The organism is Bacillus sp. J33 (assembly GCF_000518885.1).
Lineage (GTDB): Bacteria > Bacillota > Bacilli > Bacillales > Cytobacillaceae > Cytobacillus.
The window spans coordinates 1-13,707 of record NZ_JAEL01000127.1 but is presented as its reverse complement, the minus strand read 5'-3'; the positions used below and the strand labels follow the sequence as shown (position 1 = coordinate 13,707).

General features: G+C 39.3%; 14 protein-coding genes and 1 pseudogene. 5 read left to right on the top strand and 10 right to left on the bottom strand.

Annotation, left to right across the window (positions count from 1 at the left end; genetic code table 11):
• Both L634_RS33625 and L634_RS0125780 read right to left on the bottom strand, forming a co-directional pair.
• A pseudogene (locus L634_RS33625) lies at positions 1–163 on the bottom strand (IS3-like element ISBsp3 family transposase); the annotation flags it as partial.
• 169 nt (positions 164–332) lie between these two features.
• Entirely contained in the window at positions 333–578 is a 246-nt protein-coding gene (locus tag L634_RS0125780) for a hypothetical protein (protein WP_026584915.1), read from the bottom strand.
• A 285-nt stretch (positions 579–863) separates the two neighbouring features.
• Between L634_RS0125780 and L634_RS0125775 the strand changes: the two genes are divergently transcribed.
• Entirely contained in the window at positions 864–1,250 is a 387-nt protein-coding gene (locus L634_RS0125775) for a small peptidoglycan-associated lipoprotein (protein WP_232233846.1), read from the top strand.
• A 47-nt stretch (positions 1,251–1,297) separates the two neighbouring features.
• Here L634_RS0125775 and lpdA read toward each other — a convergent pair whose 3' ends face one another.
• From lpdA to L634_RS0125750, 5 genes are all read right to left on the bottom strand, one after another.
• Complete coding sequence (lpdA, locus tag L634_RS0125770; protein ID WP_026584913.1) at positions 1,298–2,707, bottom strand: dihydrolipoyl dehydrogenase; 1,410 nt, start codon at positions 2,705–2,707, stop codon at positions 1,298–1,300.
• Positions 2,708–2,713: 6 nt separating this feature from the next.
• Positions 2,714–4,066, bottom strand: coding sequence for a dihydrolipoamide acetyltransferase family protein (locus L634_RS0125765; protein ID WP_026584912.1), 1,353 nt, complete (start codon positions 4,064–4,066; stop codon positions 2,714–2,716).
• A gap of 172 nt (positions 4,067–4,238) precedes the next feature.
• Entirely contained in the window at positions 4,239–5,216 is a 978-nt protein-coding gene (locus L634_RS0125760) for an alpha-ketoacid dehydrogenase subunit beta (RefSeq protein ID WP_026584911.1), read from the bottom strand.
• Positions 5,217–5,219: 3 nt separating this feature from the next.
• Positions 5,220–6,335, bottom strand: coding sequence for a pyruvate dehydrogenase (acetyl-transferring) E1 component subunit alpha (pdhA, locus tag L634_RS0125755; RefSeq protein ID WP_026584910.1), 1,116 nt, complete (start codon positions 6,333–6,335; stop codon positions 5,220–5,222).
• A gap of 621 nt (positions 6,336–6,956) precedes the next feature.
• On the bottom strand, positions 6,957–7,625 hold the full coding sequence (locus L634_RS0125750; RefSeq protein WP_026584909.1) for a YkyA family protein: 669 nt from the start codon (positions 7,623–7,625) through the stop codon (positions 6,957–6,959).
• Positions 7,626–7,898: 273 nt separating this feature from the next.
• On the opposite strand from L634_RS0125750, the gene L634_RS33080 reads away from it, so the two are divergent.
• Positions 7,899–8,030 (top strand): YjcZ family sporulation protein, encoded by a 132-nt coding sequence (locus tag L634_RS33080; RefSeq protein WP_084029022.1) that lies wholly within the window; start codon positions 7,899–7,901, stop codon positions 8,028–8,030.
• A gap of 165 nt (positions 8,031–8,195) precedes the next feature.
• Positions 8,196–8,747: a peptide deformylase gene (def, locus tag L634_RS0125740; RefSeq protein WP_026584908.1), complete on the top strand. Its 552-nt coding sequence runs from the start codon at positions 8,196–8,198 to the stop codon at positions 8,745–8,747.
• Between the two features lie 61 nt (positions 8,748–8,808).
• Here the strand turns inward: def and L634_RS0125735 are convergent, their stop codons facing one another.
• A complete protein-coding gene (locus tag L634_RS0125735) occupies positions 8,809–9,579 on the bottom strand; it encodes a Cof-type HAD-IIB family hydrolase (RefSeq protein WP_026584907.1) in 771 nt (256 codons plus the stop codon).
• Positions 9,580–10,546: 967 nt separating this feature from the next.
• Here L634_RS0125735 and L634_RS0125730 point away from each other — a divergent pair.
• Together L634_RS0125730 and rnjA are read left to right on the top strand one after the other, a co-directional pair.
• Positions 10,547–10,759: a DNA-dependent RNA polymerase subunit epsilon gene (locus L634_RS0125730; protein ID WP_026584906.1), complete on the top strand. Its 213-nt coding sequence runs from the start codon at positions 10,547–10,549 to the stop codon at positions 10,757–10,759.
• 3 nt (positions 10,760–10,762) lie between these two features.
• Entirely contained in the window at positions 10,763–12,430 is a 1,668-nt protein-coding gene (gene rnjA / locus L634_RS0125725; protein ID WP_026584905.1) for a ribonuclease J1, read from the top strand.
• Between the two features lie 163 nt (positions 12,431–12,593).
• On the opposite strand, the gene L634_RS0125720 is transcribed toward rnjA, so the two are convergent.
• The gene (locus L634_RS0125720; protein WP_026584904.1) at positions 12,594–13,253 is read right to left on the bottom strand and encodes a potassium channel family protein; all 660 of its coding nucleotides are present in this window, start codon (positions 13,251–13,253) and stop codon (positions 12,594–12,596) included.
• Between the two features lie 204 nt (positions 13,254–13,457).
• On the bottom strand, positions 13,458–13,707 hold a 250-nt coding region (locus L634_RS0125715), incomplete at its 5' end, for an IS3 family transposase (protein WP_026584903.1).

The following is a 13,707-nucleotide window of genomic DNA, read 5'->3' as shown; positions in this document are numbered from 1 at the left end:
CTTCGATAAAGATCTGAGCAGGCCCTTTACCAGCTAAATTCTCTTTTACCGCTCGAATTTTAAATTCGGCAGTATATTGAATCGCACGATCAGATACAGATGCGACATTTGGGTTCTTTTCTAAGACTTGTCGTTGATGTTCATTGAAAATAATCTTACTCATAGTAACTTCTCCCGTCCTAATATATAGATTTTAGTATAACGGGGTTTTAAGCTAAGAAAAATAGAAAAACCCCGAATAGGTCCACTTTTTTTAAAGTGTCTACTGTTCGGGGTTCAGTTCATCCATGCAGGTGCCTGCTTTTTTCTAATTCCTGATTTAAGCTTCCCATTTACCAATGGGCGAGATACGACATTGCCAAATGGAAAGAACCATATAAACACAAACTCATAACTGTGACTAAAAAGGTCTTCTTTGCTGATTTAATGATCCAGTTCCCTATGTTTATAGCCAAGTAGAAAAATACGAAAAACATAATTATTTTGTATACAAGCTGGTCATATTTAGATAGCCATTCAATGAATGTATAGCCGCTCCAAATAATCAGCTGAAGCATGAGAGCTGTATAAACCTTCATTTTTCCCACCACCACATTTTATTCCAATTTCCCTTTCGTTTAATAGGGGAAACCTATGTGTTTGTAATATATGTTCAAAATGAAAATCTTATTTTTCATTTCTGTAACATTTGAATGACAAGCCCTTTTTTGCTTACTGTGTATGATAAAATACTCATTATTATGAAAGAACGGATTTAAAAATCATTAACGAACTGCTATTTTTATGGAAATCGCTAAAGACTTTTTTACTATGCGGAATTTTTTTGGATTAGCTGTCTTCAAATATTTAATAAAGTGAGGGCAATGAATATGAAAGGTTTGCCTCTTTTAATAATCATTTCACTCCTATTTGTGACCTCTTCATGCAGCCACAAAGAAGCAAAAAAAGAGTTAATGATTGACGACAGTGTTAAACAAATTATTTTCTTCTCAGATCATAAAAAATACGAACAGGAAGTTCCTTATTATGATGCGATTATCGAATTAAAAAGAAGCTTTCCTGAAGAAATAAAGAATATGAAAATTATTAATGCTTCAGAATCCAAAAATTATTACAATAATTATGAAATTGAAAATTGCCCGGCTATATTGCTGGTTTACCAGGATGAAGTCCTTGTTGAGGTTAAAGGAGATGTGCCAAAGGAGCAAATTGTTAAGCCGCTGGCAAATGCTTTAGATAGCGGCCTATGAATTTTCTTACAAAAAATCCTTCCCGGAATGGGAAGGATTTTTTTACTTTATTTTACGATATGAATAGGGCTTCCGATAGCAACTTCAGCTGCTTCCATCGTAATCTCACCTAGTGTTGGATGAGCATGAATTGTCATTGCCAGATCTTCGGCAGTCATGCCAGCTTCAATTGCCAATCCAAGTTCAGCAATCATATCAGATGCACTTGCTCCTGCAATTTGCGCACCGATTACTAGTCCATCCTCTTTGCGAGTAACTAGCTTTAAGAAGCCATCAGTTGAATCTAGCGCAAGAGCACGGCCGTTAGCTGCAAATGGGAACTTAGCTGCAGTAACTTCAATTCCCTCTTCTTTCGCCTGCTGTTCTGTATAGCCAACAGAAGCCAATTCTGGCTCAGAGAATACTACAGCCGGAATTGCAAGGTAATCAATTTCTGCGTTATGGCCAGCAATTGCTTCTGCAGCGATCTTACCTTCGTAAGAGGCTTTATGGGCTAATTGAGGACCTGCAACAATATCGCCGATAGCATAAATGTTGCTCACATTAGTACGGCATTGTTTATCAATTTCAATAACACCGCGTTCAGTCATCTTAATGCCGACTTGTTCTAAGCCCAGCTCGTCTGTATTAGGACGTCTTCCAACCATTACAAACACATAATCTGCATCAAGAGTTTTCTCTTCGCCTTTTTCTTCAAACTTAACGGTAACTCCATTTTCATTCTCTTCAACACCTTTAGCAAGTGCCTTCGTAATGAATTCAACGCCTTTTTTCTTTAGGTTTCGTTTTACAAGAGAAGACATTTGCTTCTCAAAGCCAACAAGGATATCATCTGCACCCTCAAGAATTGTTACTTGGGAACCAAAGTTTGCATAAGCTCCGCCAAGTTCAATTCCGATAACACCGCCGCCAATTACGACGATTTTCTCTGGAATTTCCTGAAGTGCAAGGGCACCTGTTGAATCAAGAACACGTTTGGAGAATTTAAAAGTCGGCAATTCAATTGGACGAGAACCTGTTGCAATGATTGCATTTTTGAACGTATAAGTTTGTGCAGAATTATCATCCATTACACGAAGAGTATTCGTATCAACGAAGTAAGCTTCACCGCGTACGATGTCAACTTTATTCCCCTTTAGGAGGCCTTCTACTCCACCGGTAAGCTTTTTAACTACACCGGATTTAAATTCTTGTACTTTTGTAAAATCAACTTTTACGTTTTCAGCTGTAATACCCATTACATCTGAATGTTTAGCGTTTTCGTAGCGGTGACCAGCTGCGATCAGGGCCTTTGAAGGAATACATCCAACGTTTAAGCAAACTCCGCCCATATTAGCTTTTTCTACGATTGTAACTTTTTGTCCAAGCTGTGCTGCACGGATTGCTGCAACATATCCTCCTGGACCTGCACCAATGACTATAGTATCTGTTTCAATAGGGAAATCTCCTACTACCATTTGTTATTACGCCTCCATTAACAATAGTTCTGGATCGTTCAGTAAACGCTTGATGTGGTTTAATGCATTTTGTGCAGTTGCTCCGTCAATGATTCTGTGGTCAAAGCTTAGTGACAACGCCAATACTGGAGCTGCAACAATTTCTCCATCTCTGACAACTGGCTTTTCAGCAATGCGGCCAATTCCCAGAATGGCAACTTCAGGATGGTTAATAACTGGTGTAAACCATTGTCCGCCTGCAGAACCAATGTTTGTGATCGTGCATGAAGCGCCCTTCATTTCATTAGGAGCAAGCTTGCCATCACGTGCTTTTCCAGCCAGCTCATTGATTTCATTTGAAATAGCAAACGTAGACTTGCGGTCTGCATCCTTAACAACTGGTACCAGAAGACCTTTTTCAGTATCTGCTGCAATACCAATATTGTAGTAATGCTTATGGATGATTTCGCCTGCAGCATCATCAATAGATGTATTTAAGGCAGGGAACTCACGCAGTGCACTTGTTAATGCCTTTACCACATACGGAAGGAATGTAAGCTTAATTCCTTTATTAGCTGCAACTTCTTTGAATTTCTTGCGGTGTGCAACAAGTTTCGTTACATCTACTTCATCCATTAATGTAACATGTGGAGCTGTATGCTTAGAGTTTACCATAGCTTTGGCAATAGCTTTGCGGATTCCGCTCATTTTCTCGCGAGTTTCAGGATACTGTCCCTCAGGAATCGCTTGTGCAGCTGCAGGTGCAGCTTCTTTTGTTTCAGCTGGTGCAGTTTCCTGTGCAGGGGCTTCAGCCGCCTGTGCCTGTGCTCCTCCATTTAGGAATGCATCTATATCCGCTTTTTGAATACGGCCATTTTTTCCGCTGCCAGCAACCTGACGGATATCAACACCTTTATCGCGTGCATATTTTCTTACTGAAGGCATTGCGATAATCCGGCGGTTTGGATCCACATCTGCCTGTGAAATCGCAGCACCTTCGTTTAGAGCTTCCTGCATAGGAGCTTCTTCCTTCTTCACATCCTGGCCTGCTTCACCTGTTGATTGTACTTGAGCTTCAGTCTTAGCCTCTTCTTTTGGAGCTTCTTCTTCATGGTCTCCCTTAAATTTAAGGTCCTCATATCCAGGAGCATCAAAAGTAATTAACACCTGGCCTACTGTTGCAACTGTGCCTTCTTCAACAAGAATTTCTTCAACTTTACCTTTAACAGGGGAAGGAATTTCTACAACTGCTTTATCGTTTTGGACTTCGCAAAGCACGTCATCTTCTTGTACTTCGTCGCCTGGCTTTACAAACCACTTAACGATTTCACCTTCATGGATACCTTCACCAATGTCAGGCAATCTAAATTGGAATGCCAATGGAATTCAACCTCCTATTATTTCGTTCAATGTAAAACATATCAGGGGGATATATTCCCCCCTCTTTAGTCTGAGCAATTTCGTCAATTAGCGTTCTATTACACTTGCCTGTTGACTTCCGCTTCAATCAATAGTGTGCGAAAATCAACTTTAAGCTTTAAACAGCCTTTACTTAAAACTCAAAAACTTTTTTAGCTGTTTCAATTACATCTTTATAGTTTGGAAGCCATACTGTTTCAGCTTGAGGGAAAGTAAATACAGTATCTGGTGCAGCTACACGCAGAACCGGAGCTTCAAGGCTTAGAATTGCACGGTCATTGATTTCAGCTACTACGTTTGCTGCAATACCTGCCTGCTTTTGAGCTTCCTGAACAACGATCGCTCTTCCTGTTTTCTCTACAGAAGCAATAATTGTTTCGATATCAAGCGGAGCTACAGTACGCAAGTCGATTACCTCAACAGATTTTCCTTCTTTTTCAAGCTCTTCAGCCGCTTTTAAGGATTCATGAACCATAGCGCCGTAAGTGACAATTGTTAGGTCTGACCCTTCACGTTTTACTTCTGCCTTGCCGAGCGGAATTGTATATTCCTCTTCAGGCACTTCCTGGCGGAAAGAGCGGTAAAGTTTCATGTGCTCAAGGAAGATAACAGGATCATTATCGCGGATAGCTGAAATAAGCAGTCCTTTTGCATCATAAGGAGTTGACGGAATAACAACCTTTAGACCAGGCTGCTGTGCCATTAAGCCTTCAAGGCTGTCCGCGTGCATTTCAGGAGTATGTACCCCTCCCCCAAATGGAGAGCGGATTGTAACGGGTGCATTATATCTTCCGCCAGAGCGGTAACGCATACGTGCAAGCTGGCCGGAAATAGAATCCATTACTTCGTAAACAAACCCAAAGAATTGAATTTCAGGAACTGGACGGAAGCCCTGTAAACCAAGACCAACTGCCAAACCGCCGATTCCGGATTCAGCTAATGGTGTATCGAATACACGCTCTTCGCCGAATTCTTTTTGAAGGCCTTCTGTAGCACGGAAAACTCCGCCGTTAACGCCTACATCTTCACCGAATATTAAAACATTCGGATCGTTACGCAATTCTGTGCGCAGGGCATCAGTAATTGCCTGAATCATTGTCATTTGCGCCATGGCTTACTTCGACTCCTTTTCTTTATAAATTTCATATTGTTCTTTTAAGTTGTAAGGCATTTCTTCATACATGATGTTCATTAGATCTGTAACCTTTTGTTTAGGTGTATCATCAGCCTTCTTAATGGCTTCTTTAATATCTTCTTTTGCTTTTTCGATTACTTCGTTCTCCATATCCTCATTCCAAATTCCCTTGTCTTCAAGGAATTTGCGGAAACGTACAAGCGGATCTTTCTTTTCCCACTCATTGTCCAGATCTGATGTACGGTAGCGAGTTGGGTCATCCCCTGCCATTGTGTGAGGTCCATAACGGTAAGTAAGCGTTTCAATTAATGTTGGGCCTTCGCCGTTGATTGCACGCTCACGAGCTTCACGAACTGCAGCGTAAACAGCAAGCGGATCCATTCCATCAACCTGGATTCCTGGAATTCCAGCAGCAACTGCTTTTTGAGCAATTGTTTTAGCAGCAGACTGCTTTTCAACCGGAGTTGAAATAGCAAAACGGTTATTTTGTACAATAAAGATTGCAGGTGCATTAAATGCTCCTGCGAAGTTAATTCCTTCATAGAAGTCACCCTGTGAAGCACCGCCGTCCCCAGTATAAGTAATGGCAACTTTCTTCTCGCCGCGCTTCTTCATTCCAAGCGCCACACCTGCTGTTTGGATGTATTGTGCACCAATAATGATCTGAGGGGCAATTACATTTACACCTTCAGGAATATTTCCTCCTTCATAATGTCCTCTTGACCATAAGAAGGCCTGGTATAAGGGAAGGCCATGCCAAATGATTTGAGGAACATCACGGTAGCCTGGAAGAATGAAATCTTCTTTTTCCAACGCAAACTGGGAAGCAAGCTGTGAAGCTTCCTGTCCTGCTGTTGGTGCATAGAAGCCTAAACGGCCTTGTCTGTTTAATGAAATTGAGCGCTGGTCAAGGATGCGTGTATAAACCATGCGGCGCATTAATTCCTGAAGCTGTTCATCGCTTAATTCAGGCATCGCAGATTCATTAACAACCTTGCCTTCTTCGTTTAAAATTTGTAGAGTTTGGAACTGTTCTTCAACTGTTTCGAGCTGTTTTTTCGCGTCGAATTGTGCCTTCTTTGTTTTAGAAGCCATATCAGTCACCCTTTCCTTTCATAAAAAGACGTTAATTAAGAGTTTTTATACACAAAATTTAGGTTACCCAAAACCAAGCCATATTAGAAAAATCCCCTATTAGAAAAAATTTTTTCTAATAGGCACTTGCTTTATAAAGTATCTCTAAATAGCAGAAAGCTTATCTCTGCCAATGCATACTTTTAATTAGTTTTCCACATACCTTGCCTAAAAAAACGTCTTTCTGATCATCCATAACTATCATATTCTGTATCAGTCGATTTTGCAACTAAATTGATACAGAATTATTTACGAGATTTAGTTTAATATACCTAAAACACATACGTCAATTACCTTGTTTTATATTTTTACATTGTAAGCACGCTTTTTATATTTCTACGTGAAAACTTAACTGTATTATTTAAAGCATCAATTCTGTACTATAAAAAAACTCTAAAATCTATTGTGTTATAGTAAAGTCTATTTGTTTAGAATTATTTTAGTAAAACGTAAAACAGTAGTTTTAACAGACTCATTTTTAACTAATGTCCACAAAAATATTATGATATACGCATTATTATAAGCATTTGATTTCTATACCGAACAAAAAAATGCCGGCATTTTAGTATGCCGGCATTATATTTATTCCTCTGTTTTTACCTCGAGACCTGCTTCTTTATAGAAAGCAAGCTTAGCTTCATTATATTCTTTTGTTTTTTCGTTAAACTGCTTATTTGATTCAAGAATCTTGTCATACAAATCATTTATTTTGCTGATTTGTTCTTCCAGCTGTTCGAGGGAAAGATCTTCCTTTTTGAACATAGCGTATAGTTCTTTATCATATTCAAGCGCTTCAGAATAATCTTCATACAGGACATCGTGGATTTCATATCTTTCCATCATGATCCTATATAATTCTTTTGATTTTCCCTGCAGGCCTTCATCTTCTATCTCCTTTATAATAGGAGATAAAGTTTCAAATTCTTTTTTCGAAGCCTGAATACTCTCCTGTTCTTTTTCCATATGTCTCTTTCTTTGTTCCACAATGGATAAAGCTTCATCGGAAAGCTTGGTAATTTCGTCAAATTCCTTCATTCCCAGGGCAATAATCTTATCGTATAATTCCTTTTCCTTTTTCTCCAAATTAACTAGCGGCTCTTGCTGCTCCTCAAATGTTTTTTCTTCCGAAACTACTTTTTCAAGGACTTCATATATTTCTTCCTCTGGAGCAGGCTTGTTCAAACATCCTGCCAGAAAAATAGTTCCTATAGTTACTGCAAGCAGCAGGCGGCTTTTGCTAAAAATCGACACGATGAAACCTCCTTACCTTAACAATTTTAACTATATCGATACTTGTATCATTTGACAATAGCCTATTGGAATGACAATTTTTGACGAGTTGTGCCTTTTTCAATATAGATCGCGTCTTGTCTGCCTTTTTTTTAATCTATTCAGACCATTTTCTCAATATGACTTGGGCAATGGCCTACACCAAACACCTGTTTATTCATAGGCTATAGTAATCGTCCGGTGCGGTTCGTTTAAATATGGACGATAATCAAATCTATAGGGAGGTTATCCTTCATGTACGGATACGGTTATGGCTGTGGCTATCCAGGAGCGGTGGCAGGCGCTGGTTATGGCAGAGGCTTTGCATTAATTGTAGTATTATTTATTCTCTTGATCATTGTTGGCTGTGCTTGCTGGAAATTTTAATTAGTGGAGAAGGTACTTTTGGTGCCTTCTCATATTAACTTTTTCACCGCACTCTGTTAGACTGTAAATACGAAAATCAAGCCTATGGGCGGGATTTGGGCGGGATTTTAACTCTCCCAAGTTTTTTACGCTCACTTTCATTTTTACATAGCGGGAGTGATAATCATGCTTAGCATGAAGGATATAGTTCGTGACGGCCATCCTACTTTAAGAAAAATTGCCTCGGAAGTGAACATGCCTCCGACTGAAGAAGATAAACAAATATTAAAAGAAATGCTGGAATATGTAAAAAACAGCCAGGATCCTGAGCTTGCTGCAAAATACGGTCTAAGGCCTGGGATAGGGTTAGCCGCCCCTCAAATAAATGTTTCAAAACGGATGATCGCAGTACATGTAACCGATAACAACGACGTATACAGCTATGCTCTCTTCAATCCTAAGATTGTTAGCCACTCGGTACAGCGTTCTTATTTGGCTGCAGGAGAGGGCTGTTTATCTGTCGATGAACCCATACCCGGTTATGTCCCCAGGTATGCAAAAGTAACTGTTAAAGGTATAGATCTTGATGGCAATGATGTGAAATTTAAGTTAAAGGGATTGCCTGCCATTGTATTCCAGCATGAAATAGATCACCTGAATGGCATCATGTTTTATGATCATATCAATAAACAAAATCCTTTCCAGCCAATTGAAAATGCGATAGCAATTGAAAGATAGGTTTGTTTATTGCAGAAAAAAGGAAAGCCTCGTTTTTTCAGGCTTTCCTTTTTTGTGTGAATTATATTAATTGGAGTTCTTTTAAACCGGCCCAAATTCCTTCTTCGTCAACTGATGCTGTGACGCGGTCTGCTGCATGTTTAACCACATCTGCTGCATTGCCCATAGCTACCCCGGTACCTACAGCATTTAACATCTCAATATCATTTAATCCATCACCAAAAGCATATACATCCTTCAGTTCAAAACCAAGCCGTTCAATCATTTTTTTAATCCCTTCAGCTTTTGATCCCCCCGCTGGCAATACATCTACAGAGTATGGATGCCACCTTATAAACCCAAAGTCAGGATATTCAGGAAAATACATTTTTTCATCTTGCTCCTCACAAAAGAGCAATGACTGATATAGATCCCTTCCCTTATAGAAATCCTTATCCTCTTCAGGATGGGGAAATTTCAGGCTCCCCATGCTCTTTTCGATAAACTCGTGATGCTGAACCGATGATTTCATCGTTTTCTCATTCATAAACACAAGAGGATGCCCATTTTCACGCGCATGGTTATAGAGCTTCTCTACTTCTGAGGTTTTTAAAGGATTGCGGTAAATAGCTTCCTTTTCAAAAACGACATATTGCCCATTGAAACTTACAAAAGAATCAATATCAAGTTCTTCCCGAAGGCTTTCGAACATAAAAGGTGCCCTTCCCGTAGCAATAGCCACAAAAGTCCCTTTCTTTTTCAGTTGAACGATAGCTTCTTTTGTACTATCAGGCAGTTTTTTATCGTGATCCAATAGAGTCCCATCTATATCAAAATAAACAATTTTACTCATAATTGCTCAAACTTCCTTTCACTTTATATCATGTTCCTTTATGCGGCAGCATTTATGCCTGCTGTACTTTCTTTCTCGATGTAATATATACCCCTGCAAAAATAATAAAAAGCCCAATAAGCATCAAATGAACTCCGTAAGCAAAATCTTAACAAAGAAACAACCTTTTTTTTCTGTGTATTACAGCAATAAAACACTAAACCCTTAAAGGGAAAATGTCAATTTTCACGGATAAGTATCAAATTCTTTTAGGCACTTATCTCTTAAATTGTTGTTTTTACTTATAAAGCATGCCCATTAATTTGCATACTGCGGGTACTCAGGCCTTTCCCGCGGGGAGGTATGAGAGCTTCCTCGGCTTCGCCTGCGGGGCCTCCCGCTTCCCTTTCTTCTGAACAGGAGTCAATTGCCCTCAGCTGCAATCAACTCAGTTAGTAAACCATCATTAGCATTGAGACAATAAAATTTACGAAAACAGCGTTCTTTTAAAAATTTCCAATTTTCCCCACGAGAGATATTCATATTTCAACATATAATATAACTAAAAAGAAACCTGAATAAAAACTAAATTGGTTAAAAACGTCCTTGTTTCCTTTACTTTGGACAAGGATCGTTTAAAATAGAAAGTAAGGAGATGATCCACTATGTTAAAGAAGCTGAGAAAGAAGCTCTTAAAACAGTGGAACGACATGCTTCGAAAAAAGTCTATTGCCTGACAATTTTGAGCCCTTCAAACTTGCGAAGGGCTCCTTCCTTATTGTAAATTGGTTATCAGTACACTTTTTTACATAGTCTGTGCTCCGCTCCACCTTATTCCAGCTAAACGGAAGTTAACGCATACAGGAATAGCGGTGGTTCCGAAGCTAATACAAACCAAGTTTATACTTACCTTTCAGGAAAAAACATGTAATACATGTTATTATTTTATATAATAGAAAAAGTGATATCGGATTAAGGAGAGATTGAAATGATTTTTAAAGTATATTATCAGGATTCAAAAACAGAAGTACCGGTAAGAGAAAAAACTAAAACAGTCTTTGTTGAAGGTGATTCTGAAAGAGATGTCCGCACAAAGCTGGCTGACCGCCCTTATAACATTGAGTTTGTAACTGCCGTGGAAGGCAAGTTTTTAGAATATGAAAAGCAAAGTGAAGACTTTAAAGTATTGGAGATTGGATAATTTATGAAATTTGTTAAAAATGATCAAACGGCCGTTTTCGCATTAGGCGGCCTGGGAGAAATCGGTAAAAATACGTATGGTGTACAATTCCAGGATGAAATAGTCTTAATTGATGCGGGAATTAAATTCCCAGAAGATGAATTGCTCGGAATTGACTATGTTATTCCTGATTATACGTACTTAGTAAAAAATGTAGATAAAATCAAAGGTTTGTTTATTACTCACGGGCATGAAGACCATATCGGGGGAATCCCTTATCTTTTAAGAGAAGTAAATATCCCGGTTTACGGCGGAAAACTTGCACTCGGCCTTCTTAGAAACAAACTTGAAGAACATGGGCTGCTTAGGCAGACTACTCTTCATGAAATTAAGGAAGATGACATTATAAAGTTCAGAAAGACTTCCGTTACTTTTTTCCGTACAACACATAGTATTCCGGACTCATATGGTATCGTTGTAAAAACACCTCCTGGACAAGTTGTCCATACAGGAGATTTTAAATTCGACTTTACTCCAGTAGGCGAACCGGCAAACTTGACCAAAATGGCTGAAATCGGCAAGGAGGGTGTCCTTTGCCTTCTTTCAGATAGTACAAACAGTGAAATCCCTGAATTTACAATGTCTGAACGCAGAGTTGGAGACAGCATTCATGATATTTTCCGCAAAGTGGAGGGCAGGATCATCTTTGCGACATTCGCATCTAATATCCATCGTCTCCAGCAGGTAACTGAAGCTGCCGTTTCAAATGGCAGAAAAATCGCTGTGTTTGGACGAAGCATGGAGGCAGCAATCAATATCGGGCAGGAATTAGGATACATCCAAGCTCCAAAGGATACTTTTATTGACGCGCACCAGATTAACAGGCTTCCGGCAAACCAGGTTACGATCCTTTGTACGGGAAGCCAGGGGGAACCGATGGCAGCATTGTCAAGAATTGCCAACGGGACACACCGCCAAATCCAGATAAATCCCGGAGATACAGTTGTATTTTCTTCTTCACCTATTCCTGGGAATACAATCAGCGTCAGCCGAACAATTGACAGGCTATCCCGTGCAGGTGCGGAAGTTATTTATGGCAAATTAAGTGATATCCATACCTCTGGCCATGGCGGCCAAGAAGAACAAAAGCTTATGCTTCGCTTAATCAAGCCAAAGTTCTTTATGCCCATACATGGTGAATACAGAATGCAGAAAATGCATGCTAAATTGGCTGTCGACTGTGGAGTAGACGAAGAAAATTGCTTTATTATGGATAACGGCGAAGTGCTTGCATTAAGCGAAGACTCAGCTCAGATTGCCGGCAAGATCCCTTCTGGCTCTGTTTATATTGATGGCAGCGGAATTGGAGATATAGGCAATATCGTCCTAAGAGACCGCCGAATCCTTTCAGAGGAAGGTTTGGTAGTCGTAGTTGTCAGCATTAATATGAAGGACTTCAAAATTGCAGCAGGCCCTGACCTAATTTCGAGAGGATTCGTGTACATGAGAGAATCGGGTGACTTGATCAATGACGCTCAGGCTCTTATATCCAAACATTTAAGTAAAGTAATGGAACGGAGGACTACCCAGTGGTCTGAAATTAAAAATGAGATTACAGATACCCTTGCTCCATTCCTATATGAAAAAACCAAGCGTCGTCCAATGATATTGCCAATTATCATGGAAATTTAAAAAAAAGCTGTATCGCTCTTTTGAGAGTGATACAGCTTTTTTACGTAAGGCTTTATTCTCATCAATTGTTGTTTTTACTAATAAATTCTGAATATTGATCTAGTTTAATCAGCAGTTTTATAAGGAATAAATTTTACCCAAACAGCCTTTTGTAAGGATAGGGTTAAGACATTACCTTCTTTTCAAAACGGTTAATGTCCACATCCGCCCCAATAACGATAAGAATATCATCATATTGTATTTTCTCATTTGCCTGAGGAGATACAATAATTTCATTTTTTCTTTTAATTGCCACAATGTTAATTCCATATTTCGCCCGAATATCCAAATCAATAATGCTGTGCCCTGCCAGTTTTTCATTAGCAACGATCTCAACAATGCTATGTTCATCTGAAAGCTCGAGATAATCAAGGACATTGTTGGACACGATACTGTGTGCTATTCTTTTGCCCATATCTCTTTCTGGGTGAACTACATGATCTGCCCCTATTTTTCTTAATACTTTTTCATGATAATCATTCTGGGCTTTTACAGTGATTTTATTGACTCCAAGCTCCTTTAAAATTAAAGTTGTCAGAATGGAGGCCTGGATGTTATCACCAATTGCAACAATAACATGGTCAAAATTTCTTATTCCAAGGCTCTTGATCACTGACTCATCAGTTGTATCGCCAACAACTGCGTGAGAGGCAATTCTGGCAAATTCATTTACCCGGTCCTCATTAAGGTCAATGGCCATTACTTCCATCCCCTCTTCAGCAAGAGCGCGGCAGATGCTGCCGCCAAAGCGGCCAAGGCCAATAACAGCAAATTCTTTTTTCATCTCATACTCCTCCAACCCTGTTAGCAATATAGACAATAATAACATATTACCATAACCTTCAGGAATGGAAGAACTAGCATATAGGCAGAAAAACGCTGGGCAATATATTGTTTGCGAATTAATTTTATGAAAAAAGGAGCCTCTTGGCAGGAGGTGAACTGCGCCCTATAAAGTAGACAGTTTAATAAAAAGAGATGCTGCTTTCTACGCAGCGATGAGATGACTCCGGTAAGCTGCTGGAGTCATCTTTTTTAAGGTCCATTGCTTTCTATTCGTGTTATAGTGCTCCATATATTCATCAATCATATTCTTTAAATCTGCTAAGTTATTTGCTTCTTTGTAATCTACTTCATCCTTTAAATGTCCAAAGAATGATTCCATTGGGGCATTATCTAGACAGTTTCCTTTACGGGACATGGATGGAATGAGTCCTAATGCTTTGACGCGTTTTTGA

Excerpts from the sequence above, each read along its gene's own strand:
- L634_RS33080 (WP_084029022.1), top strand. The coding sequence starts at position 7,899 with ATGTACGGATACGGTTATGGCTGTGGCTATCCAGGAGCGGTGGCAGGC.
- L634_RS0125780 (WP_026584915.1), bottom strand. The coding sequence starts at position 578 with ATGAAGGTTTATACAGCTCTCATGCTTCAGCTGATTATTTGGAGCGGC.
- L634_RS0125730 (WP_026584906.1), top strand. The coding sequence starts at position 10,547 with ATGATTTTTAAAGTATATTATCAGGATTCAAAAACAGAAGTACCGGTA.
- def (WP_026584908.1), top strand. The coding sequence starts at position 8,196 with ATGCTTAGCATGAAGGATATAGTTCGTGACGGCCATCCTACTTTAAGA.
- L634_RS0125720 (WP_026584904.1), bottom strand. The coding sequence starts at position 13,253 with ATGAAAAAAGAATTTGCTGTTATTGGCCTTGGCCGCTTTGGCGGCAGC.
- L634_RS0125760 (WP_026584911.1), bottom strand. The coding sequence starts at position 5,216 with ATGGCGCAAATGACAATGATTCAGGCAATTACTGATGCCCTGCGCACA.
- rnjA (WP_026584905.1), top strand. The coding sequence starts at position 10,763 with ATGAAATTTGTTAAAAATGATCAAACGGCCGTTTTCGCATTAGGCGGC.
- L634_RS0125775 (WP_232233846.1), top strand. The coding sequence starts at position 864 with ATGAATATGAAAGGTTTGCCTCTTTTAATAATCATTTCACTCCTATTT.
- pdhA (WP_026584910.1), bottom strand. The coding sequence starts at position 6,335 with ATGGCTTCTAAAACAAAGAAGGCACAATTCGACGCGAAAAAACAGCTC.
- L634_RS0125735 (WP_026584907.1), bottom strand. The coding sequence starts at position 9,579 with ATGAGTAAAATTGTTTATTTTGATATAGATGGGACTCTATTGGATCAC.
- lpdA (WP_026584913.1), bottom strand. The coding sequence starts at position 2,707 with ATGGTAGTAGGAGATTTCCCTATTGAAACAGATACTATAGTCATTGGT.